The organism is Ruegeria sp. HKCCSP351 (assembly GCF_017872535.1).
Lineage (GTDB): Bacteria > Pseudomonadota > Alphaproteobacteria > Rhodobacterales > Rhodobacteraceae > Ruegeria.
The window spans coordinates 1-19,106 of sequence record NZ_JAEDOV010000008.1 but is presented as its reverse complement, the minus strand read 5'-3'; the positions used below and the strand labels follow the sequence as shown (position 1 = coordinate 19,106).

The following is a 19,106-nucleotide window of genomic DNA, read 5'->3' as shown; positions in this document are numbered from 1 at the left end:
GTCGTATAGCTGAGGTATGGCGAAGAAAGCAGCCCGCAAATCAAGCGGTAAGAAAAACAAGGCATCCAATAGGAAATCACCAACGGTGCGCCAGATTCGCCGTTGGCTGACTCGTGTGGTTGCGGCAACTGCCGGAGCTTTGCTTGCGATAATCCTGTTGTATTCGGTTGTGAACCCACCTGTAACACATACGATCTGGTCGGAATGGCGCCGATTGGGAAAGGTTGAGCGCGAATGGGTGCCGATCGAGGAAATGGCCCCGATCATGGCGCGTTCGGTCGTGGCAGCAGAGGATGCAAATTTCTGCCTGCACTGGGGATTTGACGTAGAGGCCATTCGCGATGCGCTTGAGGACGGCGGAAATCGCGGCGCCTCGACCATTACACAGCAAGTGGTAAAGAACGTATTTCTTTGGCAAGGGCGCAGTTGGATACGCAAGGCGCTGGAAACTTCGATCACTCCTGTGGTCGAAATTTTCTGGAGCAAGCAGCGCATCCTTGAGGTCTATCTGAATGTTGCTGAAACCGGGAATGGCGTTTTTGGGGTCGAGGCTGCCGCGCAAAGGTATTTCAACACCAGTGCTTCAAAACTTACCTCGGTTCAGGCGGCGCGGATTGCCGCCATTCTGCCGTCACCGCGCAACAGATCGGTCACTGACCCGACGGCGCGAACGCGCAGGCGGGCGGCATCTATTCTGGATGGGGCGGCCACCATCCGCGCAGATGGTCGCGCAGATTGTTTCGAGGATTGAAACCCATCGCCTGCAAAGGCTAAATCTGTCGGGTACTCACTGGTTCGATTGGAAGCCCATGGCGCGTCTGTTTCATGTTCCCCTCTCTCCGTATTGCCGCAAGGTTCGGCTGTCCCTGGCGGAAAAGAAGATCGAGGTTGAGCTTGTCGAAGAGCGATACTGGGAGCAAGACCCCGACTTTTTGCGCCGAAACCCTGCGGGCAAAGTACCAGTATTGCGTCTGGACGGGCAAATGATGTCGGAAAGCGCGGCGATCTGCGAATATATCGAGGAAACCCGTCCCGAACCGCCATTAATGCTAAAAAGCCCCGAAGCCCGATACGAAGTGCGGCGCCTTGTCGGCTGGTTTGACGACAAATTCCACCAAGAGGTGACGTCGAAGCTGCTGTACGAACGGGTAAACAAAAAAGTGACGGGTCAGGGCTATCCGGACAGCAAGAATGTCAAACAGGGTGCCAAAGCGATCAAGTACCATCTGGATTATATGGCATGGCTGCTGGATCACCGCCGGTGGTTGGCCGGTGACCAGATGACACTGGCTGATTTCGCGGCGGCGGCGCACCTGTCTTCGCTGGACTATATCTCGGACGTGGATTGGAACCGAAGTCAGGTGGTCAAGGACTGGTATGCGAAAATCAAATCGCGCCCTGCGTTTCGCTCTATTCTGGCTGATCAGGTGCCGGGTTTCCGGCCGCCGCCCCATTACGCTGATCTGGATTTCTGATAGAGTGCGCCAGGGGGGGCTGTCTGCCCCCCATCGCGCAGATGCGCGATTCCCCCCGAGGATATTTTGGCCAGATGAAGAGCGGATCGGATTTGAAGGAAAAGCTGGTACAGCAGGCCCTTGAAGAGGGGTTTGTTGCGTGCCGTGTCTGCCGCCCGTGGGATGTTCCAAAGGTTCCCGAGCGTCTGGCGGCATTCCTGGACGCCGGGTATCATGGTCAGATGGGGTGGATGGCGGAGCGGACGCATTGGCGCGGTGATCCTGCGGCCCTTTGGCCCGAGGCGCGATCAGTGATCATGCTGGCAGAGAGTTACACGCCGGAACATGATCCGACAGACGTCTTGAAGCAACACGGCCACGGGGCGATTTCTGTCTATGCGCAGAACAAAGACTATCATGATCTGGTCAAAAAGCGACTGAAGCGCCTGGCGCGGTGGCTGATTGCCGTGGCGGGCGGCGAGGTTAAGGTGTTTGTTGACACTGCACCCGTGCCAGAGAAAGCCTTGGGGCAGGCTGCCGGGTTGGGCTGGCAGGGGAAACACACAAATCTTGTCAGCCGGGAGTGGGGTAATTGGGCCTTTATAGGGTCTGTTTTTTCAACTTTGGATATACCCGCAGATTCTGCTGAGATTGATCGCTGCGGGTCTTGTCGGGCCTGTTTGGACAGCTGTCCCACGGACGCCTTTCCGGGCCCGTATCAATTGGATGCACGACGGTGCATTTCCTATCTGACCATCGAGCAAAAAGGCCCTGTGGAGCCTGAACTTCGCGGAAAGCTGGGCAATCGTATCTACGGCTGTGACGATTGCCTGGCGGCTTGCCCGTGGAACAAGTTTGCGGTTGCCGCAAGTGACATACGCTATGCCGCGCGCGAAGATCTGGCAGCGCCTGCGCTGGAAGAGCTGGTGGCGCTTGATGATACTTCTTTCCGAGCGAAGTTCTCTGGCTCACCCATCAAACGGATTGGGCGCGACCGGTTTGTGCGCAACGTGCTTTACGCCATTGGAAACTCGGGGCACCCGAATTTGAGGGCTGCGGCCCAGAGTTTGACAGATGACCCGGATGAAACCGTAGCCGACGCAGCGCGCTGGGCGGTGGAACAACTTTCATAATTGCCGCAAACAGGCTGGACGTGTCGGCCCCAATCGCTACACCAATCTGCAGCGAACAGTAAGGAGAACCCGATGGCGCTGGCTTTGGGGGTGGATACGGGTGGAACCTATACCGATGCGGTACTGGTCCGGGATGAAAAAGAGGTGATAGCCTCGGCCAAGTCCCTGACCACACGCGCGGATTTGGCAATTGGTGTGGGCAAGGCGATTTCTGCCGTTCTGGAGCAGGCAAAAGTTGCGCCGGATCAGATTTCAATGGCGTCTTTGTCCACAACATTGGCGACTAATGCCTTGGTAGAAGGGCAGGGCGGGCGCGTTGCGTTGATCTACATCGGATTCAAAGACAGCGACCTTGAAAAGCACGGTTTGAAGGACGCGTTAAAAGGGGACCCGGCCCTGGTTATGTCTGGTGGGCATTCCCATTCTGGCAGCGAAGCTGCGCCATTGGATATTGCCGCGCTGGAGCAATTTTTAGGCTCTCATAAGGGCATTTCAGGCTTTGCCATAGCCGCTCAGTTTGCCACACGAAATCCCGCGCACGAGTTGGAAGCCGCACGGATCGTTTCGGAAAGAACCGGGGCTCCGGTCACATGTTCGCATCACTTGTCGGCAAAGCTGAACGGGCCGAAACGCGCCGTGACGGCCGTGTTGAATGCACGGCTGATCGGGATGATCGACCGTTTGATCGGGCGGGCGCAGGACCGGCTGCGCGAGTTGGGGATTATGGCGCCGATGATGGTTGTGCGCGGTGATGGGGCGTTGATGAGTGCTGAACAGGCGCGTGAACGCCCTATTGAAACGATCCTGAGCGGACCTGCCGCGTCAATTGTCGGCGCGCGCTGGTTGACCGGCGCAGAGAATGCGTTGGTGTCGGATATTGGCGGTACGACAACTGACGTGGCGTTGATCCGTGACGGCAAGCCCGCGATCGACTCGGCCGGGGCACAAGTAGGCGGGTTCCGCACCATGGTCGAGGCAGTTGCGATGCGCACCCATGGCCTTGGAGGTGACAGTCAGGTGCATGTCGTGACCGAGGGATTGCAGGGCGGTGTGTTTCTGGGGCCGCGCCGCGTTCTTCCGGTATCCTTGATCGCTTCGGAAGCGCCCGAGATCGTTCATGCCATTCTGGATGAGCAATTGCGGGCCACGACGGTGGGTGAGCACGATACGCGCTTTGCCCGTCGCGTGCCGGGAATACATGACGACGGTATAGATGTACGCGAAGAAGCCCTGCTAGACCGGTTGGGAGATCAGGTTCTGCCGATTGGTTCCTTGCTTCGGTCCCGAATGGAGAGCGGTGCATTGACCCGGTTGGTGGACCGCGGGATCATTCAGATCTCGGGCATGACGCCGTCGGATGCCAGCCATGTACTGGGGCGGGTGGATGCCTGGGATGCGGACGCCGCCCGTAAGGCACTTGAACTGGTCGCACGCAAACGGGTCGGGTCCGGGGACATGTTGGCAAATTCCGCCGAAGCGCTGGCGCAGATGATCGTGGACCAGTTGACAGAACAAACCAGTTTGACCTTGTTAGAGGCGGCTTTTGATGAGGAACCGGACAGTTTCGGGCTGCCGTCACAGGAGCTGGCGCGGCATATCCTGACACAGCGCGGATTGGCGCAGCATCGCGGTTTGTTGTCGCTTACTGCAGCCTTGAACGTTGATGTGGTGGGGCTTGGAGCGTCAGCCCCCAGCTATTACCCGGCGGTCGGTGAACGGCTGCACTGCCGAATGATCCTGCCAGAACATGCGGGTGTAGCCAATGCGATTGGCGCCGTCGTGGGGCGGGTGACCTTACGGCGATCGGGCACGGTGACAAGTCCCGCCGAAGGGCGGTATCGTGTACATCTCGAGGGCGGGCCCAAGGATTTTTCCGCATCAGAAGATGCGCTGGCTTTGCTGGAAAATGTTCTGAGGTCGGAAGCTGAAGGCGCGGTGCGCGAAGCTGGTGCAGAAGATATCCGCGTGATTGTGGATCGCGACATCAAAACCGCGAGGGTCGAGGCCAATGATGTGTTTGTCGAGGCAATGATCACGGTCGAGGCTAGCGGGCGACCGCGGGTTGCGGCGGGCTAGCCCCTCTGACTTGTCCAGAGGGGCCGGGCAGGTGGTGCTTTATTCTGCGGCGCTGGCGCGTTTGGGAAGAACCCAGTCCTGGCGTGGGAAGTGGCAGGTATATCCGTTCGGGATGCGCTCAAGATAATCCTGATGCTCGGGTTCGGCCTCCCAGAAATCGCCGACGGGTTCGACTTCGGTTACGACTTTTCCCGGCCACAAGCCGCTGGCATTCACGTCTGCGATAGTATCCAAGGCGGTTGCTCTTTGGGCTTCGTCGACGTGGTAAATCGCTGAACGATAGCTCATTCCTCGGTCGTTGCCCTGCCGATTGACAGTGGTCGGGTCGTGAATCTGGAAGAAAAATTCCAGCAGGTCGCGGTAACTGATCAGCGATGGGTCAAACCAGATCTCGATCCCTTCGGCGTGGGTGCCGTGGTTGCGATAGGTGGCGTTGGGCACATCGCCTCCGGTGTAGCCCACCCGGGTCCGCAAGACGCCTGGCAGCTTGCGGATCAGGTCCTGCATACCCCAAAAGCAGCCTCCGGCCAGTACAGCACGTTGTTCAGTCATTGGATTTCCTCCACGTGGATCAGGAATTCGGCGTAACCTTCAGCCTCCATCTCATCCCGATGGATGAACCTGAGCGAGGCCGAGTTAATGCAATACCGCAGGCCGCCATGTTCTCGCGGGCCGTCGGGGAAGACATGCCCCAGATGGCTGTCGCCGTGTTTCGATCGAACCTCGGTCCGGATCATACCATGTGTCGTGTCGCGAAACTCTTCCACATGCTCATGGATGATCGGCTTGGTAAAGCTGGGCCAGCCACATCCGGATTCGTATTTGTGGGTCGAAGCAAACAGCGGTTCGCCTGACACGATGTCCACGTAGATACCCGGTTCCTTGTTCTCCAAATACTTGCCTGTCCCCGGTCGTTCGGTGCCGTTGCGTTGGGTGACGTGAAATTCTTCGGGCGAAAGTGCCGCAATAACCGTGGGGTCTTTGGTGTAACGTGTCATGGATCCTCCGGCTGATTTGACGGTTGTGCCATTATCTGGGGGCTGCCGACTAGAAAGCAAAGCGATATTTCAAACAGCTCTCACAGACGTGCGGTCGGTCTGACGCAAACAGATAGGCCCTTGTGTTAGGCCGAAGTCGTTTTGCCGGCAGGTTGGCGTGACAGTTGAACAGCAAGAATACCCAGTGTCGTGACTGTAACGCCAATTGCATCCATCGCGCCCAGTTTCTCGCCCAGCAATATGGCCGCTATCGTGACACCGAATACCGGGTTCAAAAAGTGGAACGTGGCTGCGCGGATCGCGCCGATGCGATCCAGAAGAAGGAACCAGATCAGCGTGGCCAGCAGCCCAGGAAACAGGGTTGTGTAGGTGAACGCCAATGCCAGTGGCAGCGTCGGGTGGATGTAAATGGTCTCAAAGATCGGCGCGGCCACGAACAACGTCGCTGAGCCTACAAGCATCTGCAGACCCACGACCATCATGAAGTTACCGCCCGAAGTCGCGCCGCGAACCGCGAGGGTGGCAAAGGTCAGCGCCAAAGCTCCGATGCCGCATAGTGCGACGCCGAACATGTCGACACCAGCACTGATCCGGCTGCTCATGATCAGGGCGACGCCGGTGAATCCAGCAAACAACCCCAAAACTCCGAGAGGGCGCAGTTTCTCGCCAAAAATAAGCCACCCTGCCAGCGCCACCAGCAAGGGCATTGTGGACGCGATAATCGCCGCAACCGAAGCCTCGACCGTTTGCATCGCGTAAAAATTCAGACCCAAATACAGGGCATTTTGGCAGATACCGAAAAGAATTGTCGCCCGCCACTGGTTCCGGGTCAGGTGCCAGCTTTGCCCCATCGCCCGGGCAATCAGAACCCCCAAAACCCCTGAGATCAAAAACCGCAGGGCTAGCGAAAACAAAGGAGAGGCGTCTGCCACGATGATCCGCGCCGAGGTAAAGGCAGACGACCAGATCAGGGCAAATGTCAGCCCCATGGCTATGGCGCGCAGATCCATGGAGACCCCCTGTCACTTTGCGCGGACTGTCCCCGATTTTGTGATGGGTCGCAAGCGCTGCGCGTTAAAAAAGACACATCCGTGATGCAACGAAAGTCACGAGGATGTTTTTATTGATTGACTGAACAATTAAAGTTATCGGCTCCGGGATCTGACATATCAAGGGAGGGTTGTCGGTGCTTCTGGAGTACATTCTATCTTTTGGCGTCCTGCTGGCATTGGGCTTGGTCGCGTTCTTCGTCGTGAAATGGTGGAACCTGCGCTGCGTTGGCGTGACACCTGTTCACCTTTTCACATTCATCGCGATCCTGTTTACGTCCGGTCTGGATGTTGGCCTGATCATGTTCCCGCTGACGGAATTTGGTGGCTATGCCGAAGATCCGGCCTATGCCTTTGCCAACCCGCTGGCGATCGAATTTGGATTCTGGGGGTTTCTGATCTGGGCGTTTTACTTCCTGACAGCCTTCTATTTCTGCGTGATCGAACCGCGCGTGAACTTCTTTGAGATCCCGCTGGTCAAGCTGATCAACAACGTGGTCATCATCGGCACTTGCGCGTTCACTGCGAGCCTGTTCCTGAACTACCTGCCTGGATACCTGCCAGAGGTCGGAGATGGCGAATCTGTCGTTACCACCTTCTACGTCATCGTGTTTGTCGTCATTCTGGCGGCGGCCTATTCCTCGACCGATCTGAAATACGTTCGCATCCTGTCCGTCGGTTCGACTTTTTTGTTCCTCGCCCTGATTCTGGGCATGTGGGCAGCCGCAGGTATGGGCGTGACCGGGTTCGTGGAAACCGGCAGCAATATCGGCGCCTATTTCGCCAACCTGCACAAGTTCGTCCTGCCATTGACCGACTATCACGCGTTCTACCTGTTCTGGTGGTTCGCATGGTCGATCATGATCGGACAGTTTACGTCGCGCTTTGTGGGTGGTCTGACCACGTGGCAGTTGCTGGCGGCGCTGTTGATCTTCCCGTCGATCCCACTGGGGATCTGGTTCATAGTTCTTTACTATTACCACCTGAACGGTATCAGCACCGCAGGCATCACCAATATCGCGATGGTAATCGTGGGTGTGACCTTTGTGATCAATTCGCTGGACTCGCTGATTAGGCTCTATACGGACAACCTGAACATGACCGCCGAACGGTTTGGCAAGGCGGCCTATGTCGCTGGCAACGTCGCGCTGCTTTTTGTCCTGACCCTGCTATTCCAGAGTCAGTGGTTGCAAATCCAGTGGATCGGAGCCGTCGTAGTCGGTCTCTACCTGGCTTGCGTGGCCTATATCCTTGTCACCAAACGCAAAGACGTGATGAGTATCGACGCTATGCCGGAAGACCGTGATCTGGACTTCCACAAGGTTGAGACAATTCACTGATTGCTTGAATCTAGTGTACCAAAAGCGGGTCTCGACATCGGGGCCCGCATCTCTTTTTGGGGGCTGCCCGATCCGGTCCTCATTCCTTGTCGTTCACTTCAGTTCGTGTCGAGACGATATTTGAGGAAGCTGTGGCCAGCGTAGTCTACTTGCCCAACAAAATACGCGCCGAGTTTGGTCATTGCGCGCAGTTTCGTGCGTGAAGGCGGCAGCAAGAACGTTACGAACGGGATACGATTGTCCTGCTTTGCGAATGCGATGGCCTGACGTGCAATTTTGGCACCCAGTCCAAATGCACTGGGTTTCAGGACCAATCCGAAATCCCACTCTTCACCTTCTTTTTGAAAACCACCCCATCCCACATATTGTCCGCGGTGCAATATTGCCCAATGACCAAGGCCGTCCAGCGCCCAACACGACTCTTTCGCGCGAATGAAACTGGCGACTGTTTCCTCATCCCAGTCCTGCGTCAGGAGAGGCATGTGTTCGGCAAGAATTGGATTCCTCATATGCGCCAGTATCTCAGGCGCTGAGACGAGGGGCAGTCGCGTGAAGGTAATATCCTGTTCCATAGAACTGGGATTTAGCGGGCCAAGCAGGAAATCAAAGGGTTGTCCTTTAAATTCGTGCCCGGGACATCCAGTGTTGGATAGTAGCCCATAGTTACAGACTAATGCCTTATAATATAGTTGCGCAGGCCGTAGGACGTAAAATTTAGGCACAAAAAAAGGGGCCGCGTAACCGCCACCCCTTTACATGGTTCCAAGCGCTTTGGATCAGCCGTTCACGCTGTCTTTCAGTGCTTTCGCGATGGTCATTTTAACAACCTTGTCGGCTTCTTTGGTGAAGGTTTCACCGGTTGCCGGGTTGCGGACCTGACGCTCGGGGCGTTCGCGGCAGTAGATTTTGCCGACGCCAGGCAGGGTTACTGCACCACCTGCGGAAACTTCGCGCGTGATCAGGCCGGTGATGGCCTCCAGCGCAGAGTTCGCGGATTTCTTATCGGTTCCCATTTCCTCAGCGAGAGCAGCAACCAGCTGAGTCTTTGTCATAGGTTTTGCCATTTCTTGGTCTCCTTAACGTGCCCGATCTATAGGGCCTCACCGCGTAACTGTAACGGGATATTGTGATCAAACACAACGAGTAGTAGCGTAAAAACCCCTAAAAATATGGGGAAAACGTTGCTTTTTTGCGTCAGAGGAAGGCAGTTTCGTCGAAGGAACGCAATTTCCGGCTGTGCAGACGCTCCAACGGCATGCCGCGCAGGTGCTCCATGGCGCGTATCCCGATCATCAAATGACGGCTGACCTGGGTGGTATAAAAGGACGACGCCATGCCCGGCAGCTTCAGTTCACCGTGCAGGGGTTTGTCCGACACGCACAGCAAAGTGCCGTAAGGAACGCGGAAGCGATAGCCGTTCGCGGCGATAGTGGCGCTTTCCATATCCAGCGCGATCGCCCGCGACTGGCTGAGGCGCTGAACCGGCCCGGTTTGATCGCGCAGTTCCCAGTTGCGATTGTCAACCGATGCAACTGTTCCTGTCCGCATGATCCGCTTCAGTTCATACCCTTCAAGCTCGGTCACCTCGGCCACGGCGCGTTCCAGCGCGACCTGAACCTCGGCCAGGGGCGGGATGGGCACCCAGACCGGTAGGTCATCATCCAGAACCTTGTCATCCCGTAGATATGCATGGGCCAGAACGAAATCGCCCAATGCCTGTGTGTTGCGCAGCCCGGCGCAATGGCCAACCATCAGCCACGCGTGCGGGCGCAGAACCGCGATATGGTCGGTTGCTGTTTTGGCATTCGACGGGCCGACGCCGATGTTCACCAAAGTAAGACCCGAACCATCTTCACGCTTCAGATGATAGGTTGGCATCTGGGGCAGTTTCAGCGGTTGCTCGATTTCTGCGTCGGGCTGCGTGATCTCGACATTCCCGGTCGAGACAAAACTGGTATACCCGCTGCTGGGATCAGCCAACTGCTCGCGGGCGTAGTTTTCGAATTCCGAAACATAGAACTGATAGTTCGTGAACAGAACGTGGTTCTGAAAATGCCGGGCATCTGTCGCTGTGTAATGTGCCAGTCGCGCAAGTGAATAATCGACGCGCTGGGCAGTAAACAATGACAAGGGGCCGACGGCGTCTTCATTTTCATGCACACCATTAACGATGTCGTCATTCGTGGTCGTCAGATCCGGCACGTCAAACACGTCGCGCAGGGTGAACGCGGCCGCGCCCTGATGCGGCACAACCAGATCTGATGTATGCGCCACGGCAAAATGCACCGGAATCGGTGTGTCCGATGCTGCAATCGTCACCGGTTGGTCGTGATTCTTGATCAACAGGGCAATCTGCTGGGTCAAGTAGGACCGGAATAAATCCGGGCGCGTAACGGTTGTAGCGTGAACACCGGGCTCCGCCACATGCCCAAAACTCAGGCGGCTGTCGACTTGAGCATAAGTCGAGGTCTTTATGCGAATCTCGGGGTAATAGGCTCTGTATCTGGCTGTTGGTGCTCCATTTTGCAGCACCTTCGAGAAGCTGTCGCACAGAAATTCCGTTGCTTGAGTGTAAAGCTCCTCCAGTCGCGCAACTGCGGCTGCGGGATCGGTGAATTGTTTTGGCGAAAGGGCTTCAGGTGTCAGGAGTGTCGTCATGCCAAAGGTTCCAGAAGTTCAATTTTTTCGAATGTGCGCACGTCAACCAGCCCGAGATCAGAGATCCTGAGTTCCGGTATGACGACCAACGCCAGCAGCGAATGTTGCATATACGCGTTGTTCAGATTGCAGCCACATTCCTGCATGGCCTGAACCATCCTGTCCGCCTTGGCCGCAACTTCGGCGGCCGGGCTGTCGGACATCAGACCGGCAATGGGAAGTTCGACCATCGCCAGTTCCTGGCCGTCCCTAAAGATCGTGATACCGCCACCCACCTCGGCCAGTCGATTCGCGGCCAGTGCCATCTGTTCACGGTCGGTGCCGACGACGATCATGTGGTGACTGTCATGTGCCACGGTCGAGGCCATGGCCATTTTTCCCTGATATCCAAACCCCGAGACAAAGGCGTTGGTGACGCCCCCTGTCGCCCGGTGTCGTTCGACCAGTGAGATCTGACACACGTCTCCTTCACCTTCAACAAGCCCGCCAATAATCGGCAATTCGGCTTTCAGCGCTTTTGTGGGGGCCTGGTTTTCTACCACGCCAATGACGTTGGCCCTTACCTTGTTTGCGCCCGTCGGCGCCGCGATCTCAAAATCGGTCGAGGTCAGTGCGTGCTTCAGATGAACGGTGCGACGTGCCTTGTCGGGCCAGTTCAGATGGGGGCAATCAACCTTGATCACCCCGTGTTCCGCAACAACCTGTCCGCGCGCTATGACCAGTTCGATCGGCAATTCAGTCAGGTCAGAGCTGAGGATGATATCCGCCCGTCGTCCCGGCGTGACCGATCCGATCTCGCGTTCCAGACCGAAATGCGTGGCGGTGTTGATCGTCGCCATCTGCAGGGCCACAAGCGGGTCACAACCACAGTCAATCGCGTGGCGCACGACGCGGTTCATATGCCCATCGTTGACCAGCGTGGCAGAGTGGCAGTCATCCGTGCACAGGATGAAATTGCGCGCATCCAGACCTTTTTCGGTGACTGCGGTAATCTGGCTTTCAATGTCATACCAGGCCGAGCCCAACCGCATCATCGACCGCATTCCCTGACGGACCCGTGCGATGGCATCCGCTTCGCAGGTGCCTTCGTGGTCATCGGCAGGTCCACCAGCCACATAAGCCGCGAAATCAGGCCCTAAATCAGGGGATGCGTAATGCCCGCCGACGACCTTGCCTGCCCGCTGCGTGGCCGCAATCTCGGCCAGCATTTTGGAATCTCCGTGAATCACGCCGGGGAAGTTCATCATTTCCCCCAAGCCGATGATCCCGGGCCAGTTCATCGCCTCGGCTACGTCTTCGGGGGTGATTTCATAGCCTGTCGTCTCTAACCCCGGCGCAGAGGGCGCGCAGGACGGCATCTGAGTGAAGATGTTGACCGGCTGCATCATTGCTTCGTCATGCATCATGCGCACACCGTCCAGCCCCAACACATTGGCGATCTCGTGTGGGTCGGTGAACATACTGGTTGTGCCATGGGGGATCACTGCGCGGGCAAACTCGGCAGGGGTCAGCATCCCCGACTCGATGTGCATATGCGCGTCGCACAAGCCGGGCAGGACAAAGCGGCCTTGCGCGTCGATAACCTGTGTCTCTGGCCCGGTACAATGCGAGGCGTCTGGACCGACAAATGCAATACGGCCTGCCGCGATTGCAACTGAATGGTTCGGCAGCAGTTCGCGGCTGTGCACATTTACCCAATTCCCACCCTTTATTACCGTATCTGCTGCCTCACGTCCGGCAGCAACTGCGATCAATCGGGGGGCGACATCGGGCCAAGTTGGGAAGGGTGTGTTTTCCATGGCTCAACTTTCACGAATGCGCGCGCGGGTGCAACCCCGGTTCTTCACTACGGTCGGCGGATCACAATCCTGCAAATCTGCCCAGCCCGATCATTAAAAAGTCGGCATAGGCGTCGACAGCGCGCAAGAACCCGTCCGAGTTTAGGTTTCGGACCCGAATTCTCGCCGTATCCAGTTCGCAAACGTGACCGCCCCGGGCGTATCCTCAGCCTGCGGGGAGAGCAGCAGATAATACGCCTCAGGCATCGGGGCGCGATGCTCAAATGGTGCGACCAGTCGTCCCTGATCGATCAGGTGACCCGCGATGGTATCATGGGCCAGGCACAGGCCACCTCCGGCCATCGCGGCTGATAAACAAACCAGATAGGTTGTCGCATAGGTAATAGGCGGATTCTGCCAATTCAGAGCCTGATCTTCCGCCCATGTCGCCCAGTTGGTCAACAGGTTGGAACAGTCGAACAGAGGTTTTTCCTGAAGGTCTTGCAGGCACACCTGATACCCCGGAGCGCAGACGGGGTAGTAATATTCAGAGCGCAGCATTTCTGTCCGGGTTGTATCCGAAGGTCGAAGGGAAAACCTGATCTCGACCGCTGCGCCTTCGGCCATCTCGCGCGGTTCCCACAGCTCGGTGAAGATGTTCAGCTGAACATCCGGGTGTTCCGCCCGAAATAACGGAAGGCGCGGGGCCAGCCAGTTCACTGCGAAACTGATGTTGCACTGCACCTGGACCGCATTCTGTTGCGCGCCAGTTACCGCCTGAGTGCCCCGTATCAGCGTCCGAAACGCCTCGCGCACCACCGGCAAATAGGTGATCCCGGCCTCTGTCAGCTCAAGCGCCTTCGGGCGTCGCAGGAACAATGGCTGACCCAGATGACCTTCCAGCGATTTGATCTGCTGACTAACCGCACTTTGCGTCATGTTCAGATCCCGCGCCGCGTCAGTGAATGACAGGTGGCGGGCTGCGGCTTCGAATGTGCGCAGCCAGCCAAGCGGGGGAAGCTTGTTTTGCATCGGCATAACTCCGGCATAAGTTCAGCTAATGGGATAGTTGCGTTTTTTTCGTTGGTCAAATTGCCGGACCAAATGCAGGCTTTGGTCATTCGAAGATATCAAAGGACGCATCACATGAGTCTCACCAACCTTCGTCCCAACATCGATCATTGGTCAGAACGTGTGGACATGGCCGCAACCTTTCGCTGGACAGCCCGGCTGAATATGCATGAAGCCGTTGCCAACCATTTCAGTCTTGCTGTGAACAAAGACGGGACGCAGTTCCTTATGAACCCCAATCAGGCGCATTTCTCGCGTATTCGCGCGTCTGATCTGTTGTTGTTGGACGCCAACGATCCGGATGTGATGTCCCAACCCGGTGCACCTGATCCCACGGCCTGGGGCCTGCACGGTTCGATCCATCGCCACTGCCCGCACGCGCGTTGCGTCATGCATGTGCATTCGATTTTCGCAACTGTTCTGGCCTCACTGGCCGACAGTACGCTTCCGCCAATCGATCAGAACACCGCGACCTTCTACAACCGCTACGTTGTTGACGAAGAATTTGGCGGGTTGGCTTTTGAAAGCGAAGGAGAGCGGTGCGCCGGGATGCTGGCTGATGCGAAGAAGAAGGTCATGATCATGGGCAACCACGGGGTTCTGATTACGGGCAGTGACCCTGCAGATACCTTTAACAGGCTCTACTATTTCGAGCGCGCTGCCGAAACATACATCCGGGCACTGCAAACAGGCCTGCCCCTGCGGGTGCTGTCGGATGAGATTGCAGAGAAAACAGCGCAGGAACTGGACGACTACCCCGATCAGGCGGAAGCGCATCTTCGAGCGATCAAGGAAATACTTGATGCAGAAGGCTCGGATTACGCAACCTGAATGCAAGACAGAGTGACCAACATGCGAGATACCGCTCAAGACCCCGAAGCTGCCCGCTGGCATTACCACCCCGACGGGCCAGTGGGCCTCAACCCGCTGTTCAGTTGGCCACCACGTCCGGCGGCCGTGCTAAAATGGTACAGCGGCGCGTGGTTGCAAATCACCGCCCTGACCCTGTGCATGACCTTGGCCGTCATCGCCTATGCGTTCTTTTTCCCTGCATTAGAGACGATGAAAAGCTTTGCACCCGGGTGGATGTTCCGGATCTGGCTGCTGAACTTGGTACCGCAAACTCTGGTGGCAGGAAGCCTGCACTGGTGGCTGTACATGCGCAAAGGGCAGGGGATGTACAAAAAGTTTGATCGCAGGGACCTGACGCGGGACAACGGAACATTCACATTCCGCAATCAGGTCTGGGATAATATCTGGTGGACGCTGGGCAGCGCCATGACGGTGGCGACCATTTACCAGTGGGTCATCTTCTGGGCGATGGCAAATGGCTGGGTTCCGACGATTACTTGGGCCAGCGCACCGGTGTGGTTCGTGGTTTGGATGCTGTTTATTCCCATGTGGTCCGGCCTGCATTTTTACTGGGTGCACCGGCTGGAACATCATCCCAGGCTTTATAAACACGTGCACGCGGTCCATCACCGCAATGTCAATACCGGGCCATGGTCAGGGATTTCGAATCACTGGTTTGAAAACATGCTGTATTTCACAACGTATTTCATACACCTGATCGTGCCATCCCATCCACTGCATGTGTTGTTTCATAGCTCGTTCCAGCAGGTCAGCCCGATACTGTCCCATTCTGGGTTCGAAAAGATAAAGGCCGGTGAGACCGAAGCCGCGCGGGCGGGCGACTTTTTTCACCAGCTCCACCACCGGTATTTCGAGTGCAACTACGGCACATCCGAAATTCCGTTCGACAAGTGGTTCGGCACTTATCACGATGGCTCGGCCGAGGCGACGACACGCACGCGGGCCTACAAAAAACAGATGTACACCTGACGCGGCTGGATTTGTCCGGGGCTAAACCCGTTCGAACAATGCAATAAAGGCCGTGTCATCCTTGTTTGGACCCGCGGCAAGATCACCGTAGATGCGAACCTCGGGCAGGGTCAGGTTGCGAATCTGATCCTGTTCCAGTTCGTGCAGCTTGCCCTTGAAGCCCATCTTTTCGAAATGGCGGGCGTTTATTGACAGGGCGAACGTCGCGCCTGACCGTGCGACGCGAAGCAGGGCGGGTAATACTTCGGGACCCAAATGGCCATGTGTGAATGTGCCAGATGACACGATGCCCGAGTAGCTGTCAGGCGGAACTGGGATGCCATGGGTCAAGTCAGCCTCGATCGCGTCCCGGTAAATATCCTTGCGCATAGCCTGTTCCAGCATCTCTGAACTGATATCCGTGGCATCAATCGGCCCAACACCAAGCCCAGACAACACCGCGCCGCACAGGCCCGTTCCCGCACCGACATCCAGAACCGGCCCCTGACCGCCTGCGCCTACAAACGCCCGCGCGGTATGGATATGAAGCTGATAATCCTCACGCGCGGCAAAGCTGTCATCATAATCCCCGGCCCATTCCGCATAAAGGCGTTTGTTTTCGTCCGGAGAGCTCAGCGCGTAGGCAGAATGCAGGTCTGGTTTCTTTTTGCTCATATCCACAGAAAGGCGCATCAGAAGATTCGATTCAAGTGCGTCCATGCGGCGCTTGCATCCCGATGCGCTGAAGCCCATCAACGGGGCATGACCAAGACACTCTTCTCATTTGGCCACGGCTATTCTGCGCAGGCTCTTTCCCGAATTCTTGCCCCGAAAGGCTGGCAGATTTTTGGCACCACACGAGATAGCGAAGGCACCGATGCGATACGCGCCTCTGGCGCGGACCCGCTGATCTGGCCCGGTGAGGTTCCAAATCTGGATCGGGTGACGCATTTGCTGATCTCAACGGCACCGGGCGAGGCGGGCGATCCGGTACTGGCGGCGCTGGGCGACGAGATCCGAAAACGGGCAAGTCAGTTCACTTGGGTGGGTTATTTATCGACAACAGCTGTTTATGGCGATCACCAGGGCGGCTGGGTTGACGAAGACACCCCGCCAACACCGACCGCCAAGCGTGGAAAGTGGCGCATGCTGGCTGAAGAGCAATGGGCGGCTGTGCCGGGCCTGCCTGTTCACATCTTCCGTCTGGCAGGGATATACGGTCCGGGTCGTGGGCCGTTCTCTAAGCTCACACGCGGTGGGCTGCGGCGCATCATCAAGCCGGGGCAGGTGTTTTCGCGTATCCACGTGGATGACATTGCGCAGGTTCTGCAAGCCTCGATGACAAGGCCGAATCCGGGCAGTGTTTACAATGTCTGCGACGATGAGCCTGTCCCGCCACAGGATGTCATCGGGTATGCCGCCGAACTGCAGGGGCTTCCTCTGCCCCCGGCGGTTTCATTTGATGAGGCCGATCTGACACCGATGGCGCGCAGTTTTTATAACGAGAACAAACGCGTCCGAAACGATCGGATCAAGGATGAGTTGGGTGTCGAATTGATCTACCCGAACTACCGGGTGGGGTTGGAGGCGCTTATGAAGGACCGGTAGGTTCTTTACTGCGCGGCTGCCTTAATCATGTCCGAGGCTTTTTCCGCGATCATTATTGTTGGCGCGTTTGTGTTTCCCGACACCAGCGTTGGCATCACCGACGCATCAACTACACGCAGCCCCTCAATCCCCCGCACCCGAAGTTCGGGATCCACAACAGCCAGTTCGTCGGTACCCATCTTGCAGGTGCCGACCGGGTGATAGATCGTATCGGCGCGGGCGCGGATATGCCCCTCCCAATCGGCGTCAGATTTGGCCGTATCGGTTCCGAACATCTCTTTATGCCGATATTTGGCCAAAGCTGGCGCTTGCAGGATGTCTCGCGTCATTCGCGCGCCTTTGATCATGGTGTCCAGATCGCGTGCATCTGCAAGAAATCCCGGGTCGATGACAGGCATTGCCATTGGGTCGGCGCTGCTCAGGCCAACGGTTCCCCGGCTTTCCGGGCGAAGCTTGCAGATATGACAGCTATACCCGTAACCGTAATGCAGTTTGCGGGCGTGATCATCGACCATTGCGATGGTGAAGTGTAGCTGAATATCCGGGCGCTCCAGCCCGGGTGCGGTTTTCAGGAACGCCGCCCCTTCGGCAAACGGTGTGGCCGCCATTGACACGCCGGTCTTGCGCCACTGATGGATGTGCTTCAACAGTCGCACCGCTGCTGTCGCGCCGATCCCAAAGTTGTTTGTGTCTTTGGTCCGGTAGGTCAGCGTAAAGTCGAGGTGGTCCTGCAGATTCCGCCCCACACCCGGTAGTTCGTTGAGAACAGCGATCCCGTGCGGTTCAAGATCAGCGCTTGCTCCAATCCCAGAGATTTGCAGCAGCTGCGGTGTTTTTAATGCTCCCGCGCACAGCAGAACTTCGCGCGTGGCGGTAACGGTGGTGTCTGCCTCTTTGCCTTTGACCCTGTAAACAACGCCAGTTGCGCGCTTACCCTGAAAGACCAGCCCTTTCGCATGGGCATGTGTAATGATCGTCAGGTTCGGACGGTTGGCAATCGGGAACAGGTAACCCGCAGCCGCCGAGCACCGCTCTCCGTTCTTTGCCGGATCATGGAACTGCGTTACCTGATACAGCCCGACACCTTCGTTATCGCCTCGATTGAAATCTTCAGTGTGGCGATGTTGGAGTTGCTGCGCGGCTTCAATGAACGCGCGGGTGATCGGGCGAGGTTCTTTTTGCTGTGACACCTGTAACGGGCCCTTGTCACCATGCCAGCTGTCCGCGCCAAGCTCATTGTTTTCGGACCGTTTGAAATACGGCAATACACTGTCCCAATCCCAGCCGTCGCAGCCCTGATCGGCCCACCCATCGTAATCCTGCCGCTGACCCCGGACATAAAGCATCGCGTTGATCGCGCTCGAACCACCCAGTGCTTTACCGCGGGGTTGATATCCCCGGCGTCCGTCCAACCCGCGTTGCGGTATGGTTTCAAAAGCCCAGTTGTTGATTTTGGGTCGTCCCGGAAGGGCTGCCACGACAGCTGCCGGCACCCTGACTGTCAGGCCGTTTCCGTTCCCACCAGCTTCGAGCAGGCAAACGCGTGAAGCCGGGTTCTCGGTAAGGCGGTTTGCAAGAACGGATCCTGCCGACCCGCCGCCCACGATGATATAGTCGAACTGCATGTTGGCTTTCCTACTATCAGAACCATTACTGCGCCGGTCCGCTGTTCGCCATCCGAGCCAGGCTTTCCTGAGACTGCGTCAATTGAGTGAAAAAACAATTGTGACCTGAAGTCAGTTTCCAAGTGTACTTCGGCATTCAACGAAGCGGTTCACCCGCGCCGATCGAAAGACTCAAGATAGATATCGATGTCGTCGTTTGCTGTCGGGGTCGACGATTCCAGCCAAAGTGCAGATTTCACCCTCTTCTTCTGATGAGCCCTCACCTGAAATGGCCGACGAAAATCGCGAAACAACCACTAAATAACTGATTTATTTTATTTAATTGAATTCGTTGTGAGAAATGTGAAGTTTTTTCAAAATGGGGGTTGCAGGTCGGAAGCCTAATCCGTAAATACCCCTTCACCGGCGCTGCTGAGGCGGTGCTGACGGGTCGGAGAGACGGCCTGACGGACTGGAAAGACGGTTGAGACGCTCAGGAGAGACTGGGGCATCTTG

Annotated in this window: 18 protein-coding genes; 8 read left to right on the top strand and 10 right to left on the bottom strand. The window is 56.9% G+C overall.

What is annotated here, in order from left to right; genetic code table 11:
• The first annotated feature begins 16 nt into the window (after positions 1–16).
• From mtgA to I9182_RS15805, 4 genes are all read left to right on the top strand, one after another.
• Positions 17–751: a monofunctional biosynthetic peptidoglycan transglycosylase gene (mtgA, locus tag I9182_RS15820; RefSeq protein WP_209598911.1), complete on the top strand. Its 735-nt coding sequence runs from the start codon at positions 17–19 to the stop codon at positions 749–751.
• Between the two features lie 58 nt (positions 752–809).
• Positions 810–1,475, top strand: a complete 666-nt coding sequence (locus tag I9182_RS15815) for a glutathione S-transferase family protein (RefSeq protein ID WP_209599018.1) — start codon at positions 810–812, stop codon at positions 1,473–1,475.
• Positions 1,476–1,549: 74 nt separating this feature from the next.
• Positions 1,550–2,587, top strand: a complete 1,038-nt coding sequence (gene queG, locus I9182_RS15810; protein ID WP_209598910.1) for a tRNA epoxyqueuosine(34) reductase QueG — start codon at positions 1,550–1,552, stop codon at positions 2,585–2,587.
• 72 nt (positions 2,588–2,659) lie between these two features.
• Positions 2,660–4,663 carry a hydantoinase/oxoprolinase family protein gene (locus tag I9182_RS15805; RefSeq protein WP_209598909.1) on the top strand — a complete coding sequence of 668 codons (2,004 nt, stop codon included), beginning with the start codon at positions 2,660–2,662 and terminating at the stop codon, positions 4,661–4,663.
• Between the two features lie 39 nt (positions 4,664–4,702).
• Here I9182_RS15805 and msrA read toward each other — a convergent pair whose 3' ends face one another.
• The 3 genes from msrA to I9182_RS15790 form a co-directional block, all read right to left on the bottom strand.
• Positions 4,703–5,215, bottom strand: coding sequence for a peptide-methionine (S)-S-oxide reductase MsrA (msrA, locus tag I9182_RS15800; RefSeq protein ID WP_209598908.1), 513 nt, complete (start codon positions 5,213–5,215; stop codon positions 4,703–4,705).
• Positions 5,212–5,661, bottom strand: a complete 450-nt coding sequence (gene msrB / locus I9182_RS15795) for a peptide-methionine (R)-S-oxide reductase MsrB (protein WP_209506998.1) — start codon at positions 5,659–5,661, stop codon at positions 5,212–5,214. Before msrB ends, msrA begins: the two co-directional genes overlap by 4 nt.
• 125 nt (positions 5,662–5,786) lie before the next feature.
• On the bottom strand, positions 5,787–6,671 hold the full coding sequence (locus I9182_RS15790; RefSeq protein WP_209506999.1) for a DMT family transporter: 885 nt from the start codon (positions 6,669–6,671) through the stop codon (positions 5,787–5,789).
• A gap of 182 nt (positions 6,672–6,853) precedes the next feature.
• Here I9182_RS15790 and I9182_RS15785 point away from each other — a divergent pair, with 182 nt between their 5' ends.
• Complete coding sequence (locus I9182_RS15785) at positions 6,854–8,050, top strand: BCCT family transporter (protein WP_209599017.1); 1,197 nt, start codon at positions 6,854–6,856, stop codon at positions 8,048–8,050.
• Positions 8,051–8,148: 98 nt separating this feature from the next.
• Here I9182_RS15785 and I9182_RS15780 read toward each other — a convergent pair whose 3' ends face one another.
• The 5 genes from I9182_RS15780 to I9182_RS15760 all read right to left on the bottom strand — a co-directional run bounded on the left by I9182_RS15780 (position 8,149) and on the right by I9182_RS15760 (position 13,518).
• On the bottom strand, positions 8,149–8,622 hold the full coding sequence (locus I9182_RS15780; RefSeq protein ID WP_209598907.1) for a GNAT family N-acetyltransferase: 474 nt from the start codon (positions 8,620–8,622) through the stop codon (positions 8,149–8,151).
• 204 nt (positions 8,623–8,826) lie between these two features.
• Entirely contained in the window at positions 8,827–9,114 is a 288-nt protein-coding gene (locus tag I9182_RS15775) for an HU family DNA-binding protein (RefSeq protein ID WP_117871130.1), read from the bottom strand.
• A 130-nt stretch (positions 9,115–9,244) separates the two neighbouring features.
• On the bottom strand, positions 9,245–10,708 hold the full coding sequence (locus I9182_RS15770) for an AMP nucleosidase (RefSeq protein ID WP_209598906.1): 1,464 nt from the start codon (positions 10,706–10,708) through the stop codon (positions 9,245–9,247).
• A complete protein-coding gene (ade, locus tag I9182_RS15765) occupies positions 10,705–12,507 on the bottom strand; it encodes an adenine deaminase (protein ID WP_209598905.1) in 1,803 nt (600 codons plus the stop codon). The genes I9182_RS15770 and ade overlap by 4 nt, the downstream gene beginning before the upstream one ends.
• A 141-nt stretch (positions 12,508–12,648) precedes the next feature.
• A complete protein-coding gene (locus tag I9182_RS15760; protein ID WP_209598904.1) occupies positions 12,649–13,518 on the bottom strand; it encodes a LysR family transcriptional regulator in 870 nt (289 codons plus the stop codon).
• A gap of 114 nt (positions 13,519–13,632) precedes the next feature.
• Between I9182_RS15760 and I9182_RS15755 the strand changes: the two genes are divergently transcribed.
• A complete protein-coding gene (locus I9182_RS15755) occupies positions 13,633–14,388 on the top strand; it encodes a class II aldolase and adducin N-terminal domain-containing protein (protein WP_209598903.1) in 756 nt (251 codons plus the stop codon).
• A 21-nt stretch (positions 14,389–14,409) separates the two neighbouring features.
• Positions 14,410–15,399 (top strand): sterol desaturase family protein, encoded by a 990-nt coding sequence (locus I9182_RS15750; RefSeq protein ID WP_209598902.1) that lies wholly within the window; start codon positions 14,410–14,412, stop codon positions 15,397–15,399.
• Between the two features lie 21 nt (positions 15,400–15,420).
• Here the strand turns inward: I9182_RS15750 and I9182_RS15745 are convergent, their stop codons facing one another.
• Positions 15,421–16,053: a class I SAM-dependent methyltransferase gene (locus I9182_RS15745; RefSeq protein ID WP_209598901.1), complete on the bottom strand. Its 633-nt coding sequence runs from the start codon at positions 16,051–16,053 to the stop codon at positions 15,421–15,423.
• An 87-nt stretch (positions 16,054–16,140) separates the two neighbouring features.
• Between I9182_RS15745 and I9182_RS15740 the strand changes: the two genes are divergently transcribed.
• On the top strand, positions 16,141–16,986 hold the full coding sequence (locus tag I9182_RS15740) for an SDR family oxidoreductase (RefSeq protein ID WP_209598900.1): 846 nt from the start codon (positions 16,141–16,143) through the stop codon (positions 16,984–16,986).
• A 5-nt stretch (positions 16,987–16,991) separates the two neighbouring features.
• Here the strand turns inward: I9182_RS15740 and I9182_RS15735 are convergent, their stop codons facing one another.
• Complete coding sequence (locus I9182_RS15735) at positions 16,992–18,611, bottom strand: GMC family oxidoreductase N-terminal domain-containing protein (protein ID WP_209598899.1); 1,620 nt, start codon at positions 18,609–18,611, stop codon at positions 16,992–16,994.
• Positions 18,612–19,106 lie beyond the last annotated feature (495 nt).